Raw genomic sequence first — 25,687 nt, 5'->3', positions numbered from 1 at the left:
CGCTGCCTTTTCATTTTTGACGACAGTAGAGTTTGTTATGACGGAACTAAAAGAACAATTCGTTTCCTTTGTTGATGCCGGGAATGGCTTGCTATGGGGAAGCGTACTTATTTATCTATTGATCGGTGCAGGTATCTTCTTCACGATCCGCACTGGTTTCATTCAATTCCGCTCATTTGGGCACATGTTCTCACTCATCAAAGACAGCCGCCAAGGCGCTGATGGGGGCATATCTTCTTTCCAAGCATTTAGTACAAGCCTTGCTGCACGCGTAGGCACAGGTAATATGGCCGGCGTTGCCGTTGCTATCTACCTTGGTGGTCCTGGTGCAGTGTTTTGGATGTGGGTGACGGCCCTTGTCGGCATGTCCACCAGCTTCATCGAATCAACATTGGCGCAAGCGTACAAAGTTAATCACGATGACAACACCTTTCGCGGCGGCCCCGCTTATTACATCGAAAAAGGCTTAGGTCAACGTTGGTTAGGTATTGCCTTTGCAATATGCCTAATCGTGGCGTTTGGCTTAGCATTTAACGGTGTTCAATCAAACTCTATTGCCGCAGCGATGAATACAGCCTTTGGCACTGACAACACTTGGGTAGGCATTATCCTCGCGATTGGCGTAGCGCCAATTATCTTCGGTGGTATGCGCTCTGTCGCACGCGTTGCAGAGCTTGTAGTGCCATTCATGGCAATTGGCTACCTGATTGTTGCCGTTTACGTGATTGCGATTAACATTGGCGTTCTGCCTGAGATCTTCGCAACCATCATCAAAAGTGCACTGGGCTTAGAACAAGCAGCTGGCGGCGCAATTGGTGCGGCGATGATGCAAGGTATCAAACGTGGTTTGTTCTCGAATGAAGCAGGTATGGGTTCTGCACCAAACGCTGCTGCAACAGCGTCAACGCGTCCTAATCACCCTGCCGCACAAGGCTATGTACAAATGCTGGGCGTTTTTATCGACACCATCGTTATCTGTACAGCAACTGCATCGATTATTCTGCTATCAGGCATGCTAGACACTGAAAGTGGCGTTACCGGTATTGCGCTAACGCAAGCGGCGCTTGTTACTGAAGTAGGCCCGTGGGGCGCAGGCTTTATTGCTATCGCGATTTTACTGTTTGCCTTTACCTCCTTGATTGCCAACTATTCTTATGGCGAATCAAACATCGAGTACATTTTTAAAAGCAAACTGGCGATAAATATCTATCGCGTTGCGGTACTTGCAATGGTTGTCGTAGGTGCAGTCGTTGACCTGCCAACGGTATGGGCCTTTGCGGACCTATCAATGGGTATGATGGCGATCATCAACTTGGTGGCTATTTTGGGTCTATCTGGCGTGGCATTTGCCCTGCTGAAAGACTATGAAGCGCAACGCAAAGCGGGTAAAACCCCGACTTTCGACCGTACTCAGTTTCCAAAGCTTGATAAAGAGATCGACAAAGACGTTTGGTAAGAAGCAACGTTTAAGATTTCTGAGTTTATGACCCATGAAAAAGGGAGCCTTCGGGCTCCCTTTTGTATTTAGATGCTATTTGGATTTTTTCAGTATGTTAGATGTTTTACGTGCAACCTAACATTCTATAGAAAATGCTTTCGAAGTTAAGTTATCAGAAACCGTAATCAGAAACGCTTATTGAGGCTCTGATCTTAGAATGCGCAAAGCTTCTTTCGCGTGCTCAACAGCATCGCGCCCGATAGACGTCAAGTACCCACCATCTTTTGCTGTCACCAACTTCTTCTCATAAAGTCGCTCAGTTGCAGCAACAAGAATAGGATCGGCATCGCTGTGGACCTTGATTCCAGCCATGTCTGTTGAAAGCGTAAACTTCACCAGAACATTCATTTCTTCAAGCATTTCAGAGGTAAATGGCATAAGGCCTCCCGCAATCATTTACAATCAATCAGTTGAGTCAATATAGACCTTCAAACGTACGGTAAACTGTGCCGAGATCAAGAACTGGTCGATCAATGTATTCAAATATCGGTAAATCACCAGAACTTTGATTTATGCCACATCTTGAGCGTGCTTCGTGCTGAAGAATCGTACTTCATTACCGGCGTCTGGCGCCGTTGGAATAAAGCGCGACAAAATCAATGAACATATCGCCAGCCCAGTTCCTACCAAAAATACCGCTGTAGGTGAATAAAGCCACACCAAACCCAATGCCGCGGGGATTACCACCGCTGCAATGTGATTTATAGTAAAGCTCACACCGGCAGTCGATGCAATGTCTTGTGGGTCCGCGATCTTCTGGAAGTAAGTCTTAATTGCAATGGCCATGGCAAAGAACAGGTGGTCAATGACATAGAGCGCACCCGCCATTTGGGCATTCTCCACAAAGGCGTAACTGGTAAACACAATCGCCAAGCCAATGTACTCAACCGTCAAGGCTCGGCGCTCTCCCACTCGTCCAATCCAAGAACCGATTTTGGTAGCAAACAGCATGTTAAATAGGTAGTTGATAATAAACAGCAAGCTGACTTCGCCAACAGAGTAGCCAAATTTTTCTACCATCATAAAGCCTGCGAAGACGATGAAGATTTGTCGTCTCGCGCCACTGAGGAACGTCAGGCTGTAGTAAAGCCAATAGCGTTGGCGCAAAATCAGTTTGCGAGTTTGCACATGCGGAGACTCAAAGGAAGGGAAATAGAACCATAGAAACAACACCGCACAAAGGCCGAAGAAACCAAACAGCATATAAACGAGGTTATAGTCTGCTTCAAACCATTCCATCATTAACCATACGGTGCCATAGGCAATCAGGCTAGCAGCCCCCTTCCATGCCAATACTTGCCCCATAAAGTGCGCGCTTTTGTCCTTATCAACCCATTGTAACGTCAATGACTGATTGACCGTCTCAAAGTAGTGAAACCCAATAGACATGACAACGGTGGTGAGATAAAGCCCCCACTCGCTAGGGAACCATCCTGTTACCGCGACACCGACACACATGACCGCCAGAAATAGAATCGCAAAGGTCTGCTCACGAAACCAAAGCAGCAAATAGATTGCTGTAAATGCGAGGAAGCCAGGTACTTCGCGAAGGCTCTGCAAAATACCAATTTCTTTGCCCGTGAAGGCTGCTTTCTCGATAACAAAATTATTAAGAAGAACATTCCAGACAGAAAAGGTCATCGCCATGATAAATGCCATGGCAATCAGAAGGTGAGTAGGGGTTTTCAGTGCGTTCACGCAATTACTCCACAAGGCGCTTTTTTGACACTTTAACCGTGTGACAGCAAATATGCGAACGAGAATATTTCACATCAAACATCAACAACCAAACATCTACAACATGGATGTCTTATACCCAAACAACCTGATGGCCTCTGAAATCGAGCATCTTCAGGTTGCTTGGGTATACGAGTATTCAGCAATGACGTAGGTCGCTGTATCGTTATGACAGGAATCTTATACCCATAAAAAAAGCAGCTGTTAGCCAGCTGCTTTTCATATTCAAAACATAATCTGCTCACCCGAGATCCAACTCTGTTAGCTCTCTCGCGATGATATCTTACGCTTGAATACCAACGATCAACCAAGGTGCATTGGCTTGTGTCATGTCGCGTTCTAAGTGCCAGATGTCAGTGATATCTTCTTCAACACCTTCATGACCATCGCGGTAACGACCACTGAACTGCAAGCTCAACTGAGCGCGTTGATTATCGTAGTCTGCACGAACAATCTCTGCATCCACATACATCACTTCAGTGTGCTGCTCGCCATCTAGCTTGCGACGCTCTTCAGACAAGTCATTGTATAGCTCAGGGGTCACATACTCTTGAATGGTTTCAAGTTGGTTGTGATTCCACGCACCCTGCAGAATACGATAGTGCTCACGTGAACCGTTCACGAAGCCTGCCATATCGAAGTTTGGCGGGAAGTTGAATGGTACATCATTATTCACAGCACCAAAGCCACCACCGGTAGAAGACGTTTCCGTCGACTCGCGAAATTGAGGTTGCTCATGGTAGTAGCCATTGCTTTTTGGCTCACTGTTTCCGGCATAAGCCTGACGATTGGGCTGATTCATCGCGCCGCTTTTCGCCGCCATCATGCCTTTGAAAATCTTAAACAGTACAAACGCAATCACAGCGATGATCAGGAAGTCCATCATCTGGAAGCCATCAAACGCACCGCCAAACATTGCAGCGATTAGACCACCAGCCAATAAGCCACCCATCAAACCACCCAGCATGCCTTTTTTAGACGACGATTTCGCCGCAGCAGACGGATCATTTTGCTTGTTGATAGAATTTGTATTGGTTGGTTGAGATTTAGGCGCAGGCGCTGTCTTAAAGCTTTTGCCGAAAGATTTCCCGCCACCAAATTTTTTCGCTTCAGCGTGTGGGGCGGAAACCACCATCACAAACATCAGCGCGAACAATCCAAAAAAACGTTTCATTGCAAACCTTTACGTTCAGTTTCAAGACTACGCATAAAGCGTAACATGAGTTCATGCTAAGCTGATCGCAAATAAAGTCAATCCATGTCCTCTCGGAAAGTGTTACCAATCGTTTACCATTTCCGCGGGACCAAGCGCTTTTTTGCGAGTGAGCATTCTTCTTTTAGCGACGTCGCAAAAAAAAAGTGGCCGAATACGATTTATATCAGTCACTTTGCGCGATAGTTGATTTACACTCTCGCCGCTTAACTGTTCAAGGGGAGGTTATATGAACGACACGCATAGCAAAGTTATCGGTTACATACTTTGGATTTTTGGTTTCCTTGGTGCGCACCGTTTTTATTACGGCAAGCCCGTCACCGGTACGATTTGGTTGTTTACTTTCGGTCTATTGGGCATAGGGTGGATCATCGACTTATTCTTGATCCCTTCCATGGATCGCGAAGCCGATCTCCGCTTCCATAGCGGACAATATGACTACTCAGTCGCTTGGATCCTACTGACATTCTTAGGCGTGTTTGGGATTCATCGTATGTATATGGGGAAATGGCTCTCGGGCATTCTGTATTTGGTCACGTTTGGCTTTTGCTTCATCGGCGTGATTTATGATTTCTGGACACTTAACGATCAAGTCTCCATCAAAAACGCCAAGCGTTTCTCCTAGTTTTTCCGCTAAGCCTCGCAGATATACCAAACAACCTGAATCCTGCATCTTCAGGTTGCTTGGGTATATATCTTCAAACTGAGAGGCACATTACTTGCCCTTTAATTCAGGCACTCCTAGAATATCGAACATTGTTCACTATTTTGCAGCATGATGTAATGGCCCGCAGAAACGACCACAGTCGCGAAGAATTGGTAGAGTTGACACTTCATTGTGTCGAAGAGTATCTAGCCTCCGCCCCTTACCAATCCCTCAGCCTTCGAAAAATTGCCGGCATGATCGGTTATGTCCCAAGCACCTTGGTGAACGTCTTTGGCAGTTACAACATATTGCTACTCCATATCGTTGCACGCACCTTGGATGATCTTCATCATCAAGCCCAAGACAAACTGGCTCACGCGACTTCACCAAAAGAGGCGCTCTTTTCATTGGCGCACCTGTATTTAGATTTCGCTGCCGCCAACCCTAATCGTTGGCAACTCGTGTTCGAACACACCATGCAAGGCGACAAAATGCCCGAATGGCATAGCGATCGAATTGAAAACATGACGGGCTTACTTGAAGCCCTGCTTCGCCAAGTATCTCCAAGCAAAAGCGATGACGATGTCATTGAAGCTAGCCGCGTGCTTTGGGCAGGCGTCCACGGCATTACCCTTTTAAGTGTTGACGACAAGCTTTTTACTGACGCTCACGTAGACGGCGGAAGGTTGATAGAAAACCTGCTTACTGGGTACCTATCTAGCTGGGTTGAAGCCTAACCATTTCAAAGGTTCTATTTAAGAAGGTTTCATGTCGAAGCAATCAGCCCTGTTAGCTCAAAAACGTTTTCTTCCCTATTTTGTCACGCAAGCACTCGGTGCGTTTAATGACAACGTTTACAAGAATGTGCTGCTGATTCTGGTTGCTTTTGCCGCTCCTAGTGCGTTGGGTATGAGTACCAACCTCTTTATCAACCTCGCCGCGGGTTTGTTCATCCTTCCTTTTTTTCTCTTTTCCGCGTTTGCTGGTGAACTCGCCGACAAGTATGAAAAGTCGCAATTTATCCGCGTCGTTAAGTTAGTCGAAATCGTCATTATGAGCTTGGCAGCGGTCGCGTTTATCTACGAAAGCTATATGCTGCTACTTTTGTTGCTGTTTTTGATGGGTACGCAATCGGCCTTTTTTGGCCCCGTCAAATACGCATTGCTACCACAGACATTGAAGCCGAACGAATTGATCTCGGGTAACGCACTGGTCGAAACGGGCACCTTCTTAGCGATTCTACTGGGAACCATCGTCGCTGGCGTTATTGCGAATCAGACCGATGCCAAACTGCTCGCAGCAGCCTCAGTGGTGCTTTTTGCCGTACTTGGTTACCTTAGCGCACGGCACATTCCCGAGGCTGACGCAGGTAACCCTTCATTAAAGGTAGATTTCGCCCCCGTTCGTCAAATGAAAACCACCTTAGCCATTGCCCACAAAGACAAAGTCGTGCTGCAATCCATTCTTGGGATCAGTTGGTTTTGGTTTTTAGGTGCAAGCTACCTCACGCAGTTTCCCAATTACGCCAAGCTCTACTTAGGGGGTAACGAAGCCTCAGTGTCTTTTTTACTGACACTGTTTTCCATCGGCATCGCCCTTGGCTCGCTTCTGTGTGACAAACTATCCGGCCACCGTATCGAGCCCGGCATTGTGCCAATTGGTGCGTTAGGCTTAACGATATTTGGCGCGCACCTTCTGTTCTCAACACCAGACATCGTGCCCGTCACTCACTCATTTATTGATTTCATATCCGAACCGTCGCTGTGGTGGGTATTTGTCGATCTTCTGTTTATCGGCATATTCGGCGGCATTTTCATTGTTCCTCTCTACGCCATGATGCAAAGCCGCTCGGCGGAAAGTGAACGCTCACAAGTGATCGCCGCGAACAATATCTACAACTCACTGTTCATGGTGGTCAGCGCCATACTCGCCATTGTGTTACTTGGCGTCGTAGAGCTCAGCATTCCCGCCTTCTTTTTGGTCTTGTCTCTCATGAACCTCACGGTGGCGTTGTACGTTGGTAAGCAAGTGCCCGTGTTCGCACTGCGCTTTATTGTTTGGCTGCTCAGCCATAGCGTTTACCGTGTGAAACATCAAAATTTGCAGCACATACCTGAAGAAGGGGGCGCGTTGTTGGTGAGTAACCATGTCAGTTATGTGGATGCCCTTTTGCTGGCTGGCGCATGCCCTCGTCCCATTCGCTTTGTGATGGATGAAGACTATTACCACCTTCCCGTGCTGCACTATTTTTTCAAAGCCAGTCGAGTGATCCCTATCAAGCTCAGCAGCGGCTCTATCCGTTGTGCGCTCAATCAGATCAAAGAACAGCTGAATGAAGGAGAATTGGTGTGTATTTTCCCAGAAGGGCAACTGACCTCTGATGGCGAGATGATCCCGTTCAAGCGTGGAATTGATTTGATCCTCAAGCAAACGCCAGTCCCTGTTATCCCCGTTGCGTTAAAAGGTTTGTGGGGAAGTTACTTTAGCCGAGAAGGCGGTCGCGCCTTGTTGAAGATGCCGAGATGCTGTCGCTCCAATGTCATCATTGAAGCGGGGTCGCCAGTCTCACCGAACGATGCTTCATCAGAGCGATTATTTAATGCGGTGAAAGCGTTACGTGGAGAGATCAGTTAGATTCGCACACGTCGCCAAGAGAATGGACATGTTCATGCAGCCAGACCGACAGTGTCTGGCGAGAGATTTTGATTCCCCCCGACTGCAGGTCTGTAGGTAACGAAAATACTGTCTTTGGACATTGGTAGGCCGGCAACTGCGACTTCGACCATGCCAAAAATGCGGCGGCATCAATATCGCCCTCTACAATAGCAACCGGAACATGTCCCCATGTTGTATCCGCCAATGGCACGATAAACAGTTGTGATACGCCCTCAAAGCGGCTTAACACGCGCTCTACCGTTTCCGGTTGTACATTCTCGCCGCCGCAGATAAACATGTTATCAAGGCGACCGATGATCGTCAGATCGTTAAGTCCTGACACCCACGAGCCCTTATCCTTAGTCTGAAACCAGTCACTGCTCGGCGGTTCAAGCTGACGATCAACCATGTAACCCAACGATAGCGTTTCACCTTTCACCCAAACTTCACCTTGCTCAGACAGCATTAATTCGCGATACGGCAATGCCGAACCCACTGAGAACGCACCGTTGGCTCGTTTAGCAGTAATGGTCGATGCCATTTCGGTCATGCCATATCCGCACCAACAGCCAATGCCTTGCTGCTCGGCACTGTCTACCAAAGACTGTGGGATCACCGCGCCTCCTAGCAAGACCGAATGCAAACTCGATGGCTTTCCTGCTTCCACCAAACGCGCCAATTGCGTCGGCACCAGTGAGGCATGAGTTGCGCCATTAAGCGCCGTCATTAGGTTATTACCCTGTGTATCCGCGATTTTCAACGTCGCGCCTTTCGCCAGCCAACGCCACACAATCGCAAGACCGGAAATGTGAAACAAAGGCAGTGACAACAACCAGCAATCAGACGATGCAAAAGGCATCAACGAGAATAACCCAGACGCGCTAGCAAGGTGATTGCTAGCAGAGTGAGCAACCGCTTTGGGCGCACCGCTGGAGCCAGACGTTAGTGTCAATGTCAGACAGCGCTGAGGATCGTAATCGACGGTACTTGAAACTGACGAGTCGCAAACAGACGAAGTGGATACAAATGAAGGAGACGAAATAGCATCAGAAGGAAATGATGACTCATTCGATGGCGCAATAAGCGCATCAATACCAACACGTTCGAAGATGTCGTTACGGGTAGATTCCGAAAACGCAGGGTTGAGCATCAAGGTTGCAAAGCCATACTGCCAAGCTGCCAGCATGTGTACCAAGGTGTCATATCGGTTTTCACTAAGGATAGCGACAAGCGAGCGGTTTGACAGAGTAGAGTCGAACCCTACCCTATCAATGTCATTGCAAAGCTGTCGCCAACTGATGATTTGACTGTCACAGCAAATCGCCGCAGCATCCGGATGTAACGCCATCCAGTGATGCCACGGCCATTGTGCAAAGCTTATTGGTTGGTTTGTTGCCATGTCAGGTCGCAGTCGGATAACGATACAAGTGGCAATGAACAATTTGGCCAAGGCACTTCAAGTTGCGCACCAAATAAATCCACCGTATCTAAACCTGGCAGTATGTTCGGCGTTAGCCATTGGGCAAGGCGGGCTAATTGATTTAAGCCAAAGCTGGACTCAAGGCTGGAGCTGATCACAGCGACTAACCCCAAAGCATGCGCTTGTGCAACTAGGCTTTGAACCTTCTGCACACTGCCCACCAGCGTGGGTTTTATTACCACGGCACTCAGACCATCTTGTGTACTCACGACAAAGCCGTCATCACGCACGGTTTCATCCCAAGCAATCGCAATCCCAGTATCTTGCGCAAATACCAAGCTTTCAGCGGGTGTTTGACAAGGCTCTTCCAGAAACGCGATACGAGAGCGAAATTCAGGGCTGACATACTTAGCGAATTGGCGAGCTTTGGTCGGCGTCCACTGGCGGTTGGCATCAAGACGCAGGGTGAGATCAGGGATCGCCTCAAGGAACATATTCACCACCATGCCATCACGGATCGCTTCATACATTCCGACCTTGATCTTGGCAACTTTCTCACCCGGCAACTCAGCCAGCTTTTGCACCAACTCATCCGGATCGCCGCTGCACAACGGCGCGGCAAGGAAGTTACCTTGCGCGGGTAACTCACCATGAAGTTCTGCCAACGCCACGGAAAGTCCGAAGGCAACCGATGGGAAAAGCGTATCCCAATCGATCGATTTATCTTCAAGCCAATCTAACAGTACTTGCTCAATTTGCACAGCAGCGTCGTCGGCAGTCTCTTGGCTGAACTCAGGCAAAGGCGCAATTTCACCGCGCCCTAACTGACCGTTCTCACGCAACTCGACGATAAACCCATCACGTGTGGCAAGACGGGTGTGACGTAAAATCACACCACTGTCCATTGGCAAAGCATAGCGATAAATCGTCGCGTGTCTCATTGCCATTCCCATTAAGGGTTACGCGGGAATTTATCGAAGTCAGGACGACGCTTTTCATTGAATGCGTTGCGTCCTTCCTGACCTTCTTCTGTCATGTAGAACATCATGGTCGCGTTGCCCGCCAGCTCTTGCAGGCCAGCCTGACCATCACAGTCTGCATTCAATGCCGCTTTCAAGCAGCGCAGTGCCATTGGGCTGTGTTGAAGCACTTCACGACACCAGCGCACGGTTTCACGTTCCAGTTCAGCGTAAGGTACAACATGGTTAACCAGTCCCATATCCAGCGCTTCTTGCGCGTCATAGAAACGACAAAGGAACCAAATCTCGCGCGCTTTCTTCTGGCCCACGATACGTGCCATGTAAGAAGCACCCCAGCCGCCATCAAATGAACCCACTTTCGGGCCAGTTTGGCCAAACTGCGCGTTGTCAGCAGCAATCGTCAAATCACACATCATGTGCAATACATGTCCGCCACCCACGGCATAACCTGCGACTGCAGCAATGACTGGTTTCGGGCACGTACGGATTTGACGTTGGAAATCCAACACGTTGAGGTGGTGCGTACCTTGGTCGTCACGGTAGCCGCCGTAATCGCCACGAATCTTCTGGTCGCCGCCAGAGCAAAACGCATGCTCGCCTTGGCCGGTTAGCACAATCACGCCCACTTTTTCGTCATAGCGCGCATCAGCCAGCGCTTTGATCATCTCGTTGACGGTTTGCGGACGAAACGCATTACGCACTTCAGGACGGTTAATCGTAATACGAGCAATGCCGTCAACAGACTTATGAAAAAGAATGTCTTCATAGCCTTCAGAGCAGTCATTCCACTCTACCGATGCATAGAGTTCCTGTTCAGTTAAACCTGTTGTTATCGCCATAATGCTTCCATCAATTCGTTAATGTGTTGATCAGCCGTTTTACGTGCTGGCTAAACAGGGTTGCCTGTTCAGCGTGAATATTGTGTCCAGCGTTTGGAATCGTCAGGAAATCAAATCCCGAATGCATCGCCAGCGCACCAAATTTGGGGTCGTTCTCGCCACAAAAATAATAAAGCGGCAGGCCGCTCGTTTTGAGGGGCTCAATCAGCAACGGTTGCTTTGCCAAAGATGTGGCACGCAACATGCTGGCTACTTCAATGCCGAGGTTATCACTGCGGATGGTCACCAAACTTTGTTTTTGCTCATGATTTAGTGAAGAAAAGACCGCTTGTTGATACCAGTCTTGAAGCACATCAAACATGGGTTCGTGTTCAAATCGCACAGCCCATCGCTCATCGTTTTCAAATCTCGCGCCACGTTCACTCTCCGGTAAACCAGTGTGACCGCTTTCGATGATAAGCCCCAGCATACTAGCGTTGCCTGTCAGTTCTTGACGCAAGAAAGCACACAAGTACATGCCAATACGAGCGCCCAAAGAATAACCAACAAGCCAGAATGGTTGATTGAGATGGGATTGAATGGCTTGAATAACTAATCTGCCCGTTTCTTCAAAGCCGTTAGCCTCGCCCATATCTTCAACACGTACGTTTTTGCTATTGCCATGCCCGGGAAGATCGATCGTCAAGCACGTAAAATCTTGTTCAAGAATATCAACGACTCCTTGCCAATCTTTACTCGAACCAAGCAATCCATGAAGAAATACAATAGCAGGTCGGCCTTTGGCGCCAGAGACGCGAGCCGATAATGGGTTACAACAGGTTGGCATGGCGAACGGCTTCAAAGAGGGCTTTCAAATCACGGCCGCACTCACCTGATGGCACCGTCAGTTCAATCACTGTCGTGCCCGTTTGATTCAGCGCTTCGAGGCAAGTTTCACGTGCTTTCATCAACGTCGTCGGGTTGGCATACCCTAGCCCAAACATAGCCGCTGCATGGGAGAATTCGACGCCATGAGGCATGCGATAGTAAGTGTCTTTTTCAGCTTCCGGCACGGGCAACATATCGAAAATACCGCCGCCGTTATTGTTAATCACTACCATCACTAACGGGTGAGGGTTATTCGCCAACAACGCCAAGCTATTCAGATCATAAAGCGCTGACGTGTCTCCTAGCAGGCATAGCATGGCTTTTTGACGTGTTCGCTGAACCCCTGCCGCCGACGCTATCAAGCCATCAATGCCCGACGCGCCGCGGTTGGCAAACACGGACACATCCGGCAAACAGGCACACATGTCCAACAAGCGTATTGCCATACTGTTGCCAATAAACACATCGCAATCCGGCGTTATCCAATCGGCGCTATCAGTGGCAAATGCAACTTCAGATACGCCAGAAGAAGAGCAGTTTCGCTCCTGAAGTAACGACAAATACTGTTGGCTGGCATTCGCTAGCTCACTCGCCCAACTATTCACAGGTTGCGGCAGGTTCATCTGGCGCGTGCGTTCAGTCAATGTGTTAGCCACAGCGGATGGCGCTGCAATGACGCGATATGCAGGCTTATGGGAAGGATCGAGTCGGCCTTGATGCTCATCCACCAGCCAATAGTCACCCTCAAACGATGCAATAAACTGCCCTAAGCGTTTGGATACCAAACGGCTGCCAAACTGCACAAGGCACTCTGCGCGTTTTAACAACTCTACACAGGCCGGGTTTTGTAACCAGACATCAAAGCCAGCATAGTCAGAGCCTTGTCCGGCTTGAGGGTCGGTTAATAGAGGCCAACCAAGTTGGTCGGCAAGCACTTGGACAGCTTTGCGATCGCCTTGCGTCATGCGACCCGCGATCAGCACGCCCTGCTTGTTGACCACATGCTGCCATTGCACGTTCACATCTTCCAAGCATGGAGACATTCTTGTGAAGCTTAAATAGGGTTTATCTCCGTCTAACCATGGCAATACAGGAGCAAGATACTGACTCGCATCATCCATATCGCCGTATAAAGGCTCAGGGAACGGGCAATTGACATGCAAGCTGCCACCACTTTCCCGTTGCTGATGCAAGGCTTCGCTCAACAGCGACAACAACCATGTCGGCGTTATCGTTTGGGTCGGCGACGGTAAATCACAGAACTGATCCGCGTGTTCGCCAAAAATTGCCTTTTGCCCAATCGCTTGGTTTGCACCGCATTGAATTAGCTCCGACGGTCGGTCGGCGGTTAAAAGCACCAGCTTTTCGCGCGTCAGCCCGCTCTCGGCCACCGCTGGCAATAAATTCGCGACTGCCGTACCAGAAGTCACAATCACCGCCACAGGGCGCTGAGAGGCTTTCGCCAGACCTAGCGCCAAAAAGCCTAAGCCACGCTCATCAAAATGGGTATGAAGGGTAATATTCGGGTTGTTGCGTTTAAGACACTCAGCCTCAAGCGTGAGTGGCGTTGAGCGAGAGCCAGGAGCAATACAGATATCCACGACGCCCGACCGCACCAGCGAGGTCAGCACAAGGCGAGACCAGATACGGTTTAACGTGACTTGGTTTAAAGTGCCTTGGCTTAAGGCGGTATGATTTGAAATCAAAGGAATTATCCTGCTTTTTTCTCGCGAGTAGCATCTGGGATAGGTTTAAGAAGACTCAGCAAAGTCGATACTTTTCTATCAAGTTCGTGCCATTCACTTAAGGCATCGGAGCCGGGAACAATACCTGCACCTGCAAACAAATGCAGCGCATCGCCCATCATCAAGGCGCTGCGTATCGCGACACAAAATTCACTTTGTTGTGTACCCAAATACCCCACCGAGCCACTATACCAACCGCGAACAAAGGGTTCGTTTTCAACAATAAACGAAACGGCGCTCTCACGAGGTAGTCCCGCGATAGCCGCTGTCGGCTGCAAACTATCTAGCAAAGCAGAGCTAGTCACGTCATGGTTGAGTACCGCATCAATCGATCGTTTTAAGTGCTGCACTTTGCGCAAACGCACGAGGTGCGGCGTTTCTTCAACCGCCAGCGTTTCACAGTAATCGGCAAGGCGGGCTGAAATGTCTTCCACCACCAAACGATTCTCGTACGCGTTCTTGCTGTCATTCAACAGCCACTGCGCCAACGCTAGGTCATCTTCTGAGCTGACTCCTCGACCGATCGTGCCTGCCAATGCTTCCGTGGAAAGTGCTTGTGCCTGACGATGAAACAACCGCTCGGGCGTAGAGCCAACAAAACAGTGTTTAGCGTCCAACGCCAACATAAAGTGGAAGTTAGCGCTGTTCTGGTCACGGCTGGCCTTGAGCAACTGTGCTGCAGATACCGTTCTATCCAAAGACAAAGACGTCTTTCTCGCGAGTACCACCTTTTGCAAATCAGTCTGATCGATCTGAGTCAATGCGCGATCAATCATGTTCGACCATCGCGGGTAAGACGGGAAATGCTCAGTGGAAAGGATATGACATTCAGGTGGCGATAGTGACGGATACGTTAGTGTGAGTTTTGACAGGGCTGCTTGCGTCTTAAGCAGATCATCACCGAGATTAACTGTGATGCTCCATGCCTTATCCTGACGCGCAATCTCGATTTGAGGCAAGAAGAAAAAAGACTGCAAACAACGCTGATTGCGCTCTGTTCGTCCATCAAATGAGCGACCGCCCCATATACGCTGCCCTGAAGCAAGAACGGTCTCAGCCGCAAGCGGATCAGTGAAGGTTTTCACCTGGCCCAGCACTAACACTTCATCGCGAGTGTCGCGGGTTTGCCAATAGAATTTAGGAAATATTGGTTGGGCATCAAGCCACTCGATCGGGTCGACCGACTCGGGCCAAGAAAAACACACCCTTAACTGATAAGGGAGCGGAGATAACGTCGACAAGGAATCAACAAGCTGGGCTATCGCTTGGTTTAAATCGGTCACACTAACCTCACTAAATTCTCACAAAGTGCCCGATTCCTTGGGTATTGCAGTTTGCTAACGACATTCATGCAACCTAAATATGCTTGAATACATAGCGGGGCCATCCCCGTCGCGACCAGTGATCACACGTTCCACGTGTGTTGGGTGTGCAAAATATCACCCAAATGGCGGTTTTTACATCAACAGCCAGTAATTCGCGACAAACTCGATAATATTTCCTGTTGGAAAGCCATTCTACAGCCTTATTGTTTATGATGAAAATCGAATGTTCTAGCATAACGTCTGGGTTAAACAGGATTTAATCATTGATTTCTCTCCTTTTCGCTGCTTTTTACTATTAGCTACTTATATAACCCCTTTCGTTAGTGTAATTTACTGCAAATAACAAAATTTACGCTCAGGAATCATGATGCAAGATATCGGGATGTCGAACAAGCTGGATAATGTCTGTTACGACATTCGTGGTCCAGTGATGAAGCAGGCTAAGCGCCTCGAAGAAGAAGGCCACAAAATTCTAAAACTGAACATCGGCAACCCAGCCCCTTTTGGCTTTGATGCACCGGATGAAATTCTGGTTGATGTGATCCGCAATCTGCCGACCTCTCAAGGCTATTGTGATTCGAAAGGCATTTACTCAGCCCGTAAAGCCGTGGTTCAGCACTACCAAAAACGCGGCATGCTCGATTTAGATGTTGAAGACGTCTATTTGGGGAATGGCGTATCTGAGCTGATCGTGATGTCGATGCAAGCCCTGCTGAACAGCGGCGATGAGTTATTGGTTCCGTCTCCTGATTACCCATTGTGGACAGCGGCTGTATCTTTGTCTGGCGGTAAACCTGTTCACTACATGTGTGACGAAGAGTCTGATTGGTACCCTGACTTGGCTGACATCAAAGCCAAGATCACACCAAATACCAAAGGCATCGTACTGATCAACCCGAACAACCCAACGGGCGCGGTATACAGCCGTGACTTCCTGCTTGAGATTGCGGAAATCGCACGTCAGAACAACCTGATCATTTTCGCAGACGAAATCTACGACAAGATTTTGTACGACGGCGCACAACACCATTCGATAGCACCATTGGCGCCTGACGTTTTCTGTGTCACGTTCAGTGGTCTGTCTAAATCCTATCGAGTATGTGGCTTCCGTTCAGGTTGGATGATTCTTTCTGGCCCGCTTCACAAAGCAAAGAGCTATATTGCTGGATTGGAAATGCTGTCTTCCATGCGCTTGTGTGCCAACGTGCCAATGCAGCATGCGATTCAAACTGCGCTAGGTGGCTATCAGAGCATTAACGAGCTGATTTTGCCGGGCGGACGTCTGCTTGAGCAACGTGATAAAGCCCACGAGCTGCTCAATCAAATTCCGGGCGTGAGCTGTGTGAAGCCAAAAGGCGCACTCTACCTCTTCCCGAAAATTGATACCAAGCGTTATAAAATCTACGACGATGAGAAAATGATGCTGGATTTCCTGATGCAGGAAAAAGTATTGATGGTGCATGGCACTGGCTTCAACTGGCCTAAACCTGACCACTTCCGCATTGTGACCTTACCTCGCGTAGACGACTTAGAACTGGCGATTGGCCGCTTTGAGCGCTTCCTATCGACCTACAGTCAATAAACGTCCAATGAGACTGGGAGCTGGGATCGCAGAAATGCGGTCCTAGGTCCTAGGTCCTATGTCCTGACTATCCTTACCAGCACTTTCTTTCCAAACCAAGGCAAAGACCAACCCCACAGCCGCCCCCGCCCAATGAGCCTGATACGCCACACCCGCTTCGATCAGCTCGGCTGTCATGGAATCTCCACCGGTATAAGCTTCGTACAGTAGCTTGAGCGTCACACCGCCTAACATCAGCCATCCCAGCGGTACTTTGTTCTGAATGTCTCGCACTACACCAAAAACGAACAAACCATGTAACACACCGGAAAGCCCCGCGTACCAATCAAATGGACTCATAAACATCACAAGCCCAATGACAACCATCATGCTGGCGAACATCATGATTAACGCTCGGGATGAATAATAGACACGGTGCAACCACACCAAAACAAATAGTGCCGCCAAATTCATCATCATGTGTATGGCATTGGTGTGAGTCAGGTTTCCTGTTACGATTCGCCACCACTGACCCGCTTGAATTTCAAGGCGATCCCAAACCAGCGCCTGATGAACAACGGGAACCTGTGCGAACAAGGTGATAACCACCAAAAGAACCAGTATTCGAGAAACTGACAATCGTGTCTCCAACGCTCGAGATTTCATTTAGTTATAGCGTACCGTGGTAATGAATAAGAAAGCCAGTCGATATTGCGAACATTGCGGGAAAGCCAAAAAGGCCTGTATTTGTCACTTCATTTCACGCATTGACAGTGACGTGCCAGTCATCGTGCTTCAGCACCCATCAGAAGTGAATCAGCCCATTGGTACAGCACGTATTTTGTCGCTGTCGCTACCTCATTGCGCCTTGTTCGTGGGTGAGGATTTTTCTGACCATGCCGAACTGAATACCAAGTTGGCTACAGAGAACATCGATTTTGCATTGCTCTACCCTTCCGATGACGCCGTGCCCATCTCTCGTTGGCAAGCGACTGCAAATGACAAAGACCACGCAGATATCGATATCCCTACTCATATAGATACCCCTGCTCATATCGGTACCCATAACGATACCGATACAAAAAACGCGCGCGGGATAATCTTGCTTGATGGGACATGGCGAAAAGCATTTAAGATGTACCAGCTTTCGCGCAACTTACATAGCTTGCCAGCAGTGAAGCTCGATGACATTAGTGAAGGAAATTACCGCATTCGTAAATCACCGATTGAAGGCGGACTGTCGACAGTAGAAGCGGGATATTACGCTCTATCAGCCATGACTCATGATGGTGAGCGCTATCAGCCATTGCTGACCGCATTTGATGGGATGATAGAGTTTCAGATAAGCCAAATGCCGCCAGGGGTATATGAGCGGCATTACGGGAAAAAAGATGAATGAAAAGAGGTTAAGGTCCTGCTCTCCTATTTCCTAACGAGCTTGATGCAATGGCCCTTGATTGACCGCTGTAAACATTGTGGCGTACAGGCGTTGGGCATAACCATCCGTCATCGCTGAAATATAGTCTGCGATGACACGTCGACCTGTTTTCCCCTCCGCCACATCTTGTCGCCATTGTGCTCGAGTGGCCTCTGGCAACAAACGATTCGGGTCAGCATCAAACGCTTCGAACAACTCCATCACCAATTGCTGTCCCTTGTATTCAATCACTTGAAGCTCGGGTTTTTGTACCACATATTCACTCACAAATGCCTTGAGTACCCCCAGCACGTGGTGCATCACATCGGTCAATTTGGCATTCCACTGTAAAAGCGGATCGTCAAACCGATTCACTCCATTTTGCACAGCGGGTTCGATGGCTATCGACGTCAGCAAGGTGTTCACAAGAGCGCCAATGGCATCTTTGCGCTCGTGGTGCTGGCCAAACATTTGTTCGCTCAAATGGCCAATATTGGATTCGAGCCATGGGTCACCGCACTCCGCAATCTTACTAGCAACGGCTTCTTGCCATTGATCGCGCTGCACAATGCCCATCACAATCGCATCTTCTAGATCGTGCACACCATAAGCAATGTCGTCAGCCAGTTCCATGATGGAGCAATCCAGCGATTTGTATTCACTGCGTCCATGATCGCTATTGGTCGGCTCACGTCGAAGCGAAGTAAACAGCGCTGCATCATCGTCTGATAACGCACCTAACACCCAATCAAACCGATCGGCATCATCTTGGTATATGCCTTTGGCAGGGTGCCACTCCGCCGCTCTTAAATGGCGAAACGCGCTCACGTCCTCAGGCAGTTGGTGACGTCGGGTATGCTTAAGCAAGGTCGGATATTTCAACAAGCCCAATAGCGTTCGGCGCGCCAAGTTCATGCCATCATGCTCGGTATAAGGTTCTAGCAAAGAGACAATTCGAAATGTTTGAGCATTACCTTCAAAGCCATCATCATTGCGCATCATGTAATTGAGAGCGATTTCGCCGCCATGACCATACGGCGGATGACCAATATCATGTGCCAGACACAAGCTTTCCATCAAACTGGTCGACGGGAGCAGAGAGCGAAAATCGGGCTGCTTCTCTTTAAGTTGAGCAACAATCCCTGTACCAATTTGGGAGACTTCGAGAGAGTGCGTCAAACGCGTGCGATAGAAGTCGCTGTGCTCGGCACCCAGCACCTGCGTTTTGGCTTGCAGTCGTCTAAACGCAGCAGAATGCAATATGCGCGCACGGTCGCGCTGAAACACCGTGCGCTTGTCATTCCGGCGTTGCTTATTCTCTTGGGCTAAACGCGCTTCCCATGCAGAGGAAACATCAAATTTGTTCATCACTGATCTCATCAAGCGTTAAGCCAAAGCTAACGGCAAACGTCGACATAAAGTACGCAGTGGCTTTACTGCCTCTTTGTTCCATGGTGGTTTCTAGGCGACGCTTTGCCTGTTCGAACTCATGGTTCCCTGCCGACAGCTCTTCCAAGCACTTCAAATACGCGCATATCGCGTCGGCTTGCTTAACAATGTTGTAGTCCTCGGCATCAATTGCTTCGCTATCAATCAATGGACGATAGTCGTCGCGAAACTCTTCTGGAAGCATGGAGATCAGTTTGTCTTCGGCAATGCGCTCAATCTTTTTGTATTCGTCAGCAATAGCGGGATTGAAGTATTTAATAGGCGTCGGTAAATCCCCCGTAAATACTTCACTGCAATCGTGAAACATGGCGAGCAGCGCCACGCGCTCTGGGGAATGATTCCCGCCAAATTTTTTGTTGTCTATCAAAGCAAGAGCATGCGCGACAAACGCGACTTGAAGGCTATGTTCAGAGATATTCTCATTGAACACATTTCGCATTAACGGCCAGCGATAGATGAGTTTCATTCTGGCAAGATGGGCAAAGAAGTGGCTATGTTTCTGGCTCATGGCATCCTTGGCTTAGCTGAGTTAGCTTGGTTGACTTAGCTTGGTTGGCTTAGCTTAGTTGACTTAGCGTGGTTGAAACGAGAGATCTTGATCCATTCTGTTGTGCTGCTGCGGTTTTCTCAAGCTTTTCGCGTAAAAAACCTGCCTAAAGCAATAACCGGACAACTCAAACTAAGAAGAACATCAAAGACTGAAAAAGACGAGAGAAGAAAACTGAATACTGAATACTGAATACTGAAAGAAGATAGCGAACAATGAAATAGATAGGGAGAGCGTGCTCCCCAACACACAGCCTTGTTGTTGTGAATTAGAGCGTTATGCGGTCGCGATTCTTTTCTACGATAGCATTGCCAATCCCTTTAACTCCTGACAGTGCATCAATGGTATCAAACGCACCATTTTCGTCACGAAAATCGATGATAGCTTGCGCTTTTTTCTTACCAATACCTTCCAGATACTTATCCAGCTCTTCGACTTCAGCGGTATTGATGTTCACCTCAACAGGGGTGCCTTGCGCGCCGTCTTGCGCCGAAACTGCTGGGCTCGCGAGTAACGCCATCGTCAGCACCAACGACGAAATAAGAGTTTTTAACATGTCCGATTCCTCAATATGAATAGATTGTTGATCAAGATGATTTGCACAAAATCCACTCCAGCATAAGGGTCGCCCGTATTAGCTCCATTTCCATGCATAAAAAAACGACGGGGAGCTTAAAGCTCCCCGTCGATGTGACTAGTCAATTACAACAGTCTAGCAATCACTTCAAAATATCCGTGATTATTGCTCCGCCGTTTCTAATGAGTAAGTCACTTCTGTGTTTTCTTTCAACTGTGCAATCAACGCAGTTAGATCAGCGTTAGCGGTTGAACGCGCGACGCGATCAGCCATTTGGCTCTCTAGGCTAATGCTTTCGGTCTCTGGGTCTTTGACGCTATCCAGAGCCACAATGAGCACATCGCCATTAACAGAACGCGTTTGGCCATACTCGCTAGCATCCTTTGCAGGCGCTGGCAGAGTAAAGACTAACTCAACCACTTCACGCTCAGGAGACATACGAGCAAGCTCTGCCGCTTTGCTGAATACATAACCAGAAGCATTCACACCAGCATCGTTGCCATCATTCAATTCCGCCAACAAAGTATCCGCAAGTGCGTTTGCTGCTTTCTCGCCTTCTTGGCGTTTCAGCAATGTGGTCACTTGTGCTTCCACTTCTTCATATGGCAACACTGTTTCAGGACGCACCTCGTCGACACGCACAACAATGACATGCTCTGGCGCAATCTCAATGATGTCAGAGTTCAAGCCATCTTCACGCACTTCTGGGGTTTGCAATGCTTGAACCACAGTAGGGTTAGCAAGCGAACCAGAAAGCTCATTCAATGCGATAAAGTCAGTCTTCGTCACATTGGTGTTCGCTGATGCAGCGGCTTCATCAAGGTTGTCTGGCATTTCAAACGCTTTCTCAGCCAGTTCGTTTGATAGTGCATAGAACTTCTCTGCTGCATGCTGTTGCTTCAATCGCGCAATAATCTCATCACGAACTTCAGCGAAAGGCTTCGCATCTGAAGGTTTCACTTCATCCAGTTGAATGATGTGGAAACCAAAGTCAGATTGAACAACGTCAGAAACATCACCAGCATTTACCAATGCAAACGCGGCATCTTCGAACGCGGCATCCATCACGCCTTTATCGAACCAATCAAGTTGACCGCCTTGCTCTGCACTGAACGTGTCATCAGAACGCGTCTTAGCCAATTCTGCAAAATCAGCACCCGCATTCAATTCAGCAAGAACTTCCTTTGCTTTATCTTGCGCAGCGCTGTCGTCGCCTTGGATCATAATGTGGCTAACTTTACGTTGCTCAGACGTGCCATAAGAAGCAAGGTTCGCCTCGTAGTACGTTTTTGCTTCTTCGTCAGTGATGTCAGCAACATCGGCAACGCCTGCGCCCGTCAGTTCAACATAAGACAGCTTGTACTGCTCTGGACGAACAAATTGACCCGGGTTTTGCTCATAGTACGCAGCTTTCTGCTCAGCCGTGATGTCTGCTTGATCTGCAAAATCAGCGAGTGGCAGTGTCAACGTACGAACAGTACGCGTTTGACCTTCAAGCTTATACAAAGCTTCTAGTTCGTCTTCCAACGCAAACTCACTGTTTAGCAGTGCATTCACGAGTTGTTCACGAACCATGTCTTGACGAACGTATTCGGCAAACTGATCTGGGCTTAGGCCATTACGACGTAGTGCCGATAGGTACAGATCGTTATTAAACACACCGTTGCTTGAAAATGCCTGCATTTCGCGGATTGATTGCTTTATCTGCAAATCACTCACGCGAAGACCCAGTCTGTCTGCTTCTTGATCAAGAAGAGATTGGTCTACCATGCGGTCAAGAACACTGCGACGGAATTGAGCCAGATAGCTAGGATCGCTCAACAACGTTGAGAAGAATTCTCCTGCTTGTGATTGCATTTGCGCGCGCTCATTTTGATAAGCTTGCTCAAATTGGCTGCGGCTAATTTCTAGATCACCCACTTTAGCCGCTGGAACCTCAGTGCCACCTGCTAGGTAACCACCGACACCCGCAAAGGCAAAGGAAAAGATAATAAGGCTTAAGATGATCTTAACCGCGATGCTGTTTACGCCTTCGCGTAGTCGCTCCATCATAACGTGCCGCCACTCCTGCTAAATTGAAACGTTCGTCTTAAAAATAAAACTCAGTAATTAAAAACTAAAAAAGCGCATCCCGAGATGCGCCTTTACACTCTGATTAAGCCCGATTATACGCTGATGTCTCAGACATTACAGCCATTAACTAGGCTCTCTGCGACAAAGAGCAATCGTAAAACTAAGATTAGTTAACCGCGTCTTTCAGAGCTTTACCCGCTTTAAAGCCAGGTACTTTTGCTGCTGGAATATCAATTTCAGCGCCAGTCTGTGGGTTACGACCAGTACGTGCTGAACGCTCACGAACAGAGAACGTACCAAAACCCACTAGAGCCACTTGATCACCATCTTTCAGGCTGCCTGATACTGCGTCAATCAGTGCGTCTAGTGCGCGACCCGCTGATGCTTTAGACAGATCTGCGTCTTCTGCGATTTTATCAATTAACTGCGACTTGTTCACTTTTTCATCCCCTTTACAAACGAACCACAAATCCCATTTTTTGCGGTGGCGAATAATTAGTCATCGCCTTAGTTATCAAACTAGGCTGTAAAACGCTGTAGCTGTTATGTATTAAGGGCTTGCAGCGTTTCTCTTAACTTAGCCCTCAAAAAAAAGGCTGACAAGCCTTTTACTGACTGTCAGCCTTTTACGTTGCTTAATTTTGCTACGCGTCACTCTTTTTCGCGGTGACAAGCTCGATTCCTAGCGGGTTGTCCTGCAATGCAAGGGTCAGAACATCGTCGATCCAGCGCACAGCATGGATATCGAGGTCCGCTTTCACATTGTCAGGAATCTCTTCCAGATCACGTTCATTCTCTTTTGGAATGATCACCGTTTTAATTCCGCCACGGTGAGCCGCAAGAAGTTTTTCCTTCAAGCCGCCAATCGGGAGCACTTCACCACGCAACGTGATTTCACCCGTCATCGCCACATCAGAACGTACAGGGTTACCTGTTAGGCTAGAAACCAGTGCCGTACACATCGCGATACCCGCACTTGGGCCATCTTTCGGTGTTGCACCTTCTGGTACGTGGACATGAATGTCGCGTTTTTCGTAGAAGTCGTTATTAATACCCAACTTCTCAGCACGTGTACGCACCACCGTCATCGCCGCTTGGATAGACTCTTGCATCACATCGCCCAGCGAGCCTGTTTGCGAAAGTTTACCTTTACCCGGCATAGATTCGGTCTCAATAGTCAGCAAATCGCCGCCCACTGATGTCCATGCAAGGCCAGTGACCTGTCCAACGCGATTGCTCTCGTCCGCTTTACCGAAGTCAAAACGCTGCACGCCCAAGTAATCTTTCAAGTTATCTTGATCGATGGTGATGGATTTCAGCTCTTTGTTCAGCAAGATTTCTTTCACTGCTTTACGGCACAGCTTCGAAATCTCACGCTCAAGGCTACGGACACCCGCTTCACGCGTGTAGTAACGAATGATGCCAATGATGGCCGAGTCTTCAATCTTGATTTCGCTAGGCTTGAGGCCATTGCGCTGAACTTGTTTATCCAACAAGTGCTGCTTAGCGATGTTTAGCTTCTCATCTTCCGTGTAACCGGAAAGACGAATTACTTCCATACGGTCAAGCAAAGGACCAGGGATATTCATCGAGTTCGACGTTGCTACAAACATCACGTCAGACAAGTCGTAGTCAACTTCCAAATAATGGTCGTTGAACGCATTGTTTTGCTCGGGGTCCAGAACCTCTAGCAATGCTGACGACGGGTCGCCGCGCATGTCTGAAGACATCTTGTCGATCTCATCCAGCAGGAACAATGGGTTTTTCACGCCCACTTTCGCCATTTTCTGGATAAGTTTGCCCGGCAATGAACCAATGTAGGTACGACGGTGACCGCGAATTTCAGCTTCGTCACGCACGCCGCCTAGCGCCATACGGGTGTATTTACGGCCTGTCGCTTTCGCGATTGACTGACCCAGCGAGGTTTTACCGACACCAGGAGGACCTACCAAGCAAAGGATTGGGCCTTTCAGCTTATTGATCCGGTTTTGTACTGCGAGGTACTCAAGAATGCGTTCTTTCACACGCTCAAGACCATAATGATCAGAGTTAAGAATTTCTTCGGCTTTCGCCAAATCCTTTTTCACTTTTGAACGCTTCGACCATGGCACACTCACCATCCAATCGATATAGCTGCGAACAACCGTGGCTTCTGCCGACATAGGCGACATCATCTTGAGCTTTTGAAGCTCTTGCTCAGTCTTCTCTTTGGCTTCCTGAGGCATTTTCGATTCTTCAATCTTCAGCTTCAGACTTTCAAATTCGTCAGGCGCATCATCTAGCTCACCCAGTTCTTTCTGGATAGCCTTCATCTGCTCATTGAGGTAGTACTCGCGCTGGCTCTTTTCCATCTGCTTTTTCACGCGGCTTCGAATACGTTTCTCAACCTGTAGCAGATCGATTTCTGATTCCATCATGGTCATCAAAAACTCAAGGCGCTCAGCGATATCCACGATTTCAAGCACTTGCTGCTTATCGTGCAACTTCAATGGCATGTGCGCCGCAATGGTATCTGCCAAACGTGCGGCTTCTTCAATACCATTTAGCGAAGTCAGTACTTCCGGTGGGATCTTCTTATTGAGCTTAATGAAGCCCTCAAACTGGCTGATGGCTGTACGCACCAGCACTTCTTGCTCACGCTCATCCATTTCTGGGGTTTCTGTGTACTGAGCATCAGCAATAAAGAAGTCATCTTCGCGGAATTTTTTAATTTCTGCACGCTGAAGACCTTCCACCAGCACTTTCACGGTGCCATCAGGAAGTTTTAGCAACTGCAAGATAGACGCGACTGTACCCACTTCATACAGGTCGGCAATGGATGGGTCGTCAGTTGCTGCATCTTTCTGCGCAACCAATAAAATCTGCTTATCATTGTCCATCGCTGCTTCAAGGCAACGAATTGATTTATCCCTTCCCACAAATAGTGGAATAACCATATGAGGATAAACAACCACGTCACGCAAAGGCAGGACCGGAATCTCAATGCGCTCGGAACGCTCCAAGTTCATATTTTTCTCTCTTCCGTTTTAGATACTAATGAGTATATGGGGATAGTTTGTCAGGATTCAACGGCATACCAAGCAGAATGTAAAAAAGGGAGCGAACGCTCCCTTTTTTTTTATAATTTGTTGGTTAAAT

22 protein-coding genes are annotated in these 25,687 nt (G+C 48.4%); 6 read left to right on the top strand and 16 right to left on the bottom strand.

Features of this window, described 5'->3' with window-relative positions; all coding sequences use genetic code 11:
• Nucleotides 1-37 precede the first annotated feature (37 nt).
• Nucleotides 38-1,456 carry an alanine/glycine:cation symporter family protein gene (locus Q365_RS0119520; protein ID WP_028024924.1) on the top strand — a complete coding sequence of 473 codons (1,419 nt, stop codon included), beginning with the start codon at nucleotides 38-40 and terminating at the stop codon, nucleotides 1,454-1,456.
• 177 nt (nucleotides 1,457-1,633) lie between these two features.
• Here Q365_RS0119520 and Q365_RS0119515 read toward each other — a convergent pair whose 3' ends face one another.
• The 3 genes from Q365_RS0119515 to Q365_RS0119505 form a co-directional block, all read right to left on the bottom strand.
• Nucleotides 1,634-1,876 carry a TIGR02647 family protein gene (locus tag Q365_RS0119515; protein ID WP_028024923.1) on the bottom strand — a complete coding sequence of 81 codons (243 nt, stop codon included), beginning with the start codon at nucleotides 1,874-1,876 and terminating at the stop codon, nucleotides 1,634-1,636.
• Between the two features lie 132 nt (nucleotides 1,877-2,008).
• On the bottom strand, nucleotides 2,009-3,196 hold the full coding sequence (locus tag Q365_RS0119510; protein WP_028024922.1) for an MFS transporter: 1,188 nt from the start codon (nucleotides 3,194-3,196) through the stop codon (nucleotides 2,009-2,011).
• Nucleotides 3,197-3,518: 322 nt separating this feature from the next.
• Nucleotides 3,519-4,409 carry a Tim44 domain-containing protein gene (locus Q365_RS0119505; RefSeq protein WP_028024921.1) on the bottom strand — a complete coding sequence of 297 codons (891 nt, stop codon included), beginning with the start codon at nucleotides 4,407-4,409 and terminating at the stop codon, nucleotides 3,519-3,521.
• Between the two features lie 268 nt (nucleotides 4,410-4,677).
• Here Q365_RS0119505 and Q365_RS0119500 point away from each other — a divergent pair, with 268 nt between their 5' ends.
• The 3 genes from Q365_RS0119500 (at nucleotide 4,678) to Q365_RS0119490 (ending at nucleotide 7,728) form a co-directional block, all read left to right on the top strand.
• A complete protein-coding gene (locus tag Q365_RS0119500) occupies nucleotides 4,678-5,073 on the top strand; it encodes an NINE protein (protein WP_028024920.1) in 396 nt (131 codons plus the stop codon).
• 158 nt (nucleotides 5,074-5,231) lie between these two features.
• Nucleotides 5,232-5,831 (top strand): TetR/AcrR family transcriptional regulator, encoded by a 600-nt coding sequence (locus Q365_RS0119495; protein ID WP_028024919.1) that lies wholly within the window; start codon nucleotides 5,232-5,234, stop codon nucleotides 5,829-5,831.
• Nucleotides 5,832-5,862: 31 nt separating this feature from the next.
• Nucleotides 5,863-7,728, top strand: a complete 1,866-nt coding sequence (locus Q365_RS0119490; protein WP_028024918.1) for an MFS transporter — start codon at nucleotides 5,863-5,865, stop codon at nucleotides 7,726-7,728.
• Here the strand turns inward: Q365_RS0119490 and menE are convergent.
• Genes menE through Q365_RS0119460 form a run of 6 tightly spaced genes read right to left on the bottom strand, consistent with a single transcriptional unit; the run spans nucleotide 7,721 to nucleotide 14,883 of the window.
• Nucleotides 7,721-9,148 (bottom strand): o-succinylbenzoate--CoA ligase, encoded by a 1,428-nt coding sequence (gene menE / locus Q365_RS0119485; RefSeq protein ID WP_028024917.1) that lies wholly within the window; start codon nucleotides 9,146-9,148, stop codon nucleotides 7,721-7,723. The genes Q365_RS0119490 and menE overlap by 8 nt on opposite strands.
• Nucleotides 9,127-10,110 carry an o-succinylbenzoate synthase gene (gene menC, locus Q365_RS0119480; RefSeq protein WP_028024916.1) on the bottom strand — a complete coding sequence of 328 codons (984 nt, stop codon included), beginning with the start codon at nucleotides 10,108-10,110 and terminating at the stop codon, nucleotides 9,127-9,129. The genes menE and menC overlap by 22 nt, the downstream gene beginning before the upstream one ends.
• Before the next feature lie 11 nt (nucleotides 10,111-10,121).
• Nucleotides 10,122-10,988 carry a 1,4-dihydroxy-2-naphthoyl-CoA synthase gene (gene menB / locus Q365_RS0119475; protein WP_016961022.1) on the bottom strand — a complete coding sequence of 289 codons (867 nt, stop codon included), beginning with the start codon at nucleotides 10,986-10,988 and terminating at the stop codon, nucleotides 10,122-10,124.
• 10 nt (nucleotides 10,989-10,998) lie between these two features.
• Nucleotides 10,999-11,814, bottom strand: coding sequence for a 2-succinyl-6-hydroxy-2,4-cyclohexadiene-1-carboxylate synthase (menH, locus tag Q365_RS0119470; RefSeq protein WP_028024915.1), 816 nt, complete (start codon nucleotides 11,812-11,814; stop codon nucleotides 10,999-11,001).
• Nucleotides 11,798-13,561, bottom strand: coding sequence for a 2-succinyl-5-enolpyruvyl-6-hydroxy-3-cyclohexene-1-carboxylic-acid synthase (gene menD, locus Q365_RS0119465; protein WP_051563835.1), 1,764 nt, complete (start codon nucleotides 13,559-13,561; stop codon nucleotides 11,798-11,800). Before menD ends, menH begins: the two co-directional genes overlap by 17 nt.
• A gap of 5 nt (nucleotides 13,562-13,566) precedes the next feature.
• A complete protein-coding gene (locus Q365_RS0119460) occupies nucleotides 13,567-14,883 on the bottom strand; it encodes an isochorismate synthase (RefSeq protein ID WP_028024913.1) in 1,317 nt (438 codons plus the stop codon).
• 409 nt (nucleotides 14,884-15,292) lie between these two features.
• Between Q365_RS0119460 and Q365_RS0119455 the strand changes: the two genes are divergently transcribed.
• A complete protein-coding gene (locus tag Q365_RS0119455; protein ID WP_028024912.1) occupies nucleotides 15,293-16,507 on the top strand; it encodes a pyridoxal phosphate-dependent aminotransferase in 1,215 nt (404 codons plus the stop codon).
• Nucleotides 16,508-16,549: 42 nt separating this feature from the next.
• On the opposite strand, the gene rrtA is transcribed toward Q365_RS0119455, so the two are convergent.
• Complete coding sequence (gene rrtA / locus Q365_RS25905; RefSeq protein WP_035025386.1) at nucleotides 16,550-17,125, bottom strand: rhombosortase; 576 nt, start codon at nucleotides 17,123-17,125, stop codon at nucleotides 16,550-16,552.
• A gap of 49 nt (nucleotides 17,126-17,174) precedes the next feature.
• Between rrtA and Q365_RS0119445 the strand changes: the two genes are divergently transcribed.
• Entirely contained in the window at nucleotides 17,175-17,885 is a 711-nt protein-coding gene (locus Q365_RS0119445) for a tRNA-uridine aminocarboxypropyltransferase (protein ID WP_028024911.1), read from the top strand.
• Between the two features lie 30 nt (nucleotides 17,886-17,915).
• Here Q365_RS0119445 and Q365_RS0119440 read toward each other — a convergent pair whose 3' ends face one another.
• The 6 genes from Q365_RS0119440 to lon all read right to left on the bottom strand — a co-directional run bounded on the left by Q365_RS0119440 (nucleotide 17,916) and on the right by lon (nucleotide 25,557).
• On the bottom strand, nucleotides 17,916-19,271 hold the full coding sequence (locus tag Q365_RS0119440) for an anti-phage deoxyguanosine triphosphatase (protein ID WP_028024910.1): 1,356 nt from the start codon (nucleotides 19,269-19,271) through the stop codon (nucleotides 17,916-17,918).
• A complete protein-coding gene (yfbR, locus tag Q365_RS0119435; protein WP_028024909.1) occupies nucleotides 19,258-19,860 on the bottom strand; it encodes a 5'-deoxynucleotidase in 603 nt (200 codons plus the stop codon). Before yfbR ends, Q365_RS0119440 begins: the two co-directional genes overlap by 14 nt.
• Before the next feature lie 307 nt (nucleotides 19,861-20,167).
• Entirely contained in the window at nucleotides 20,168-20,455 is a 288-nt protein-coding gene (locus Q365_RS0119430) for a ComEA family DNA-binding protein (protein ID WP_028024908.1), read from the bottom strand.
• A 183-nt stretch (nucleotides 20,456-20,638) separates the two neighbouring features.
• Nucleotides 20,639-22,528, bottom strand: coding sequence for a peptidylprolyl isomerase (gene ppiD, locus Q365_RS0119425; protein WP_028024907.1), 1,890 nt, complete (start codon nucleotides 22,526-22,528; stop codon nucleotides 20,639-20,641).
• Between the two features lie 187 nt (nucleotides 22,529-22,715).
• On the bottom strand, nucleotides 22,716-22,988 hold the full coding sequence (gene hupB / locus Q365_RS0119420) for a nucleoid-associated protein HU-beta (protein ID WP_028024906.1): 273 nt from the start codon (nucleotides 22,986-22,988) through the stop codon (nucleotides 22,716-22,718).
• A 205-nt stretch (nucleotides 22,989-23,193) separates the two neighbouring features.
• Nucleotides 23,194-25,557 (bottom strand): endopeptidase La, encoded by a 2,364-nt coding sequence (lon, locus tag Q365_RS0119415; protein ID WP_028024905.1) that lies wholly within the window; start codon nucleotides 25,555-25,557, stop codon nucleotides 23,194-23,196.
• Nucleotides 25,558-25,687 lie beyond the last annotated feature (130 nt).

It is taken from the genome of Enterovibrio calviensis DSM 14347, from assembly GCF_000621165.1.
In the GTDB taxonomy this organism is placed as follows: domain Bacteria; phylum Pseudomonadota; class Gammaproteobacteria; order Enterobacterales; family Vibrionaceae; genus Enterovibrio; species Enterovibrio calviensis.
This window is presented reverse-complemented; position numbering and strand designations above follow the sequence as displayed.

Coding starts and splice junctions, on each gene's coding strand:
- Q365_RS0119445 (WP_028024911.1), top strand. CDS start 17,175: ATGAATAAGAAAGCCAGTCGATATTGCGAACATTGCGGGAAAGCCAAA.
- menB (WP_016961022.1), bottom strand. CDS start 10,988: ATGGCGATAACAACAGGTTTAACTGAACAGGAACTCTATGCATCGGTA.
- Q365_RS0119455 (WP_028024912.1), top strand. CDS start 15,293: ATGCAAGATATCGGGATGTCGAACAAGCTGGATAATGTCTGTTACGAC.
- menC (WP_028024916.1), bottom strand. CDS start 10,110: ATGAGACACGCGACGATTTATCGCTATGCTTTGCCAATGGACAGTGGT.
- Q365_RS0119440 (WP_028024910.1), bottom strand. CDS start 19,271: ATGAACAAATTTGATGTTTCCTCTGCATGGGAAGCGCGTTTAGCCCAA.
- Q365_RS0119505 (WP_028024921.1), bottom strand. CDS start 4,409: ATGAAACGTTTTTTTGGATTGTTCGCGCTGATGTTTGTGATGGTGGTT.
- Q365_RS0119495 (WP_028024919.1), top strand. CDS start 5,232: ATGGCCCGCAGAAACGACCACAGTCGCGAAGAATTGGTAGAGTTGACA.
- Q365_RS0119500 (WP_028024920.1), top strand. CDS start 4,678: ATGAACGACACGCATAGCAAAGTTATCGGTTACATACTTTGGATTTTT.
- lon (WP_028024905.1), bottom strand. CDS start 25,557: ATGAACTTGGAGCGTTCCGAGCGCATTGAGATTCCGGTCCTGCCTTTG.
- menE (WP_028024917.1), bottom strand. CDS start 9,148: ATGGCAACAAACCAACCAATAAGCTTTGCACAATGGCCGTGGCATCAC.
- Q365_RS0119520 (WP_028024924.1), top strand. CDS start 38: ATGACGGAACTAAAAGAACAATTCGTTTCCTTTGTTGATGCCGGGAAT.
- Q365_RS0119515 (WP_028024923.1), bottom strand. CDS start 1,876: ATGCCATTTACCTCTGAAATGCTTGAAGAAATGAATGTTCTGGTGAAG.
- menH (WP_028024915.1), bottom strand. CDS start 11,814: ATGCCAACCTGTTGTAACCCATTATCGGCTCGCGTCTCTGGCGCCAAA.
- ppiD (WP_028024907.1), bottom strand. CDS start 22,528: ATGATGGAGCGACTACGCGAAGGCGTAAACAGCATCGCGGTTAAGATC.
- yfbR (WP_028024909.1), bottom strand. CDS start 19,860: ATGAGCCAGAAACATAGCCACTTCTTTGCCCATCTTGCCAGAATGAAA.
- Q365_RS0119430 (WP_028024908.1), bottom strand. CDS start 20,455: ATGTTAAAAACTCTTATTTCGTCGTTGGTGCTGACGATGGCGTTACTC.
- Q365_RS0119490 (WP_028024918.1), top strand. CDS start 5,863: ATGTCGAAGCAATCAGCCCTGTTAGCTCAAAAACGTTTTCTTCCCTAT.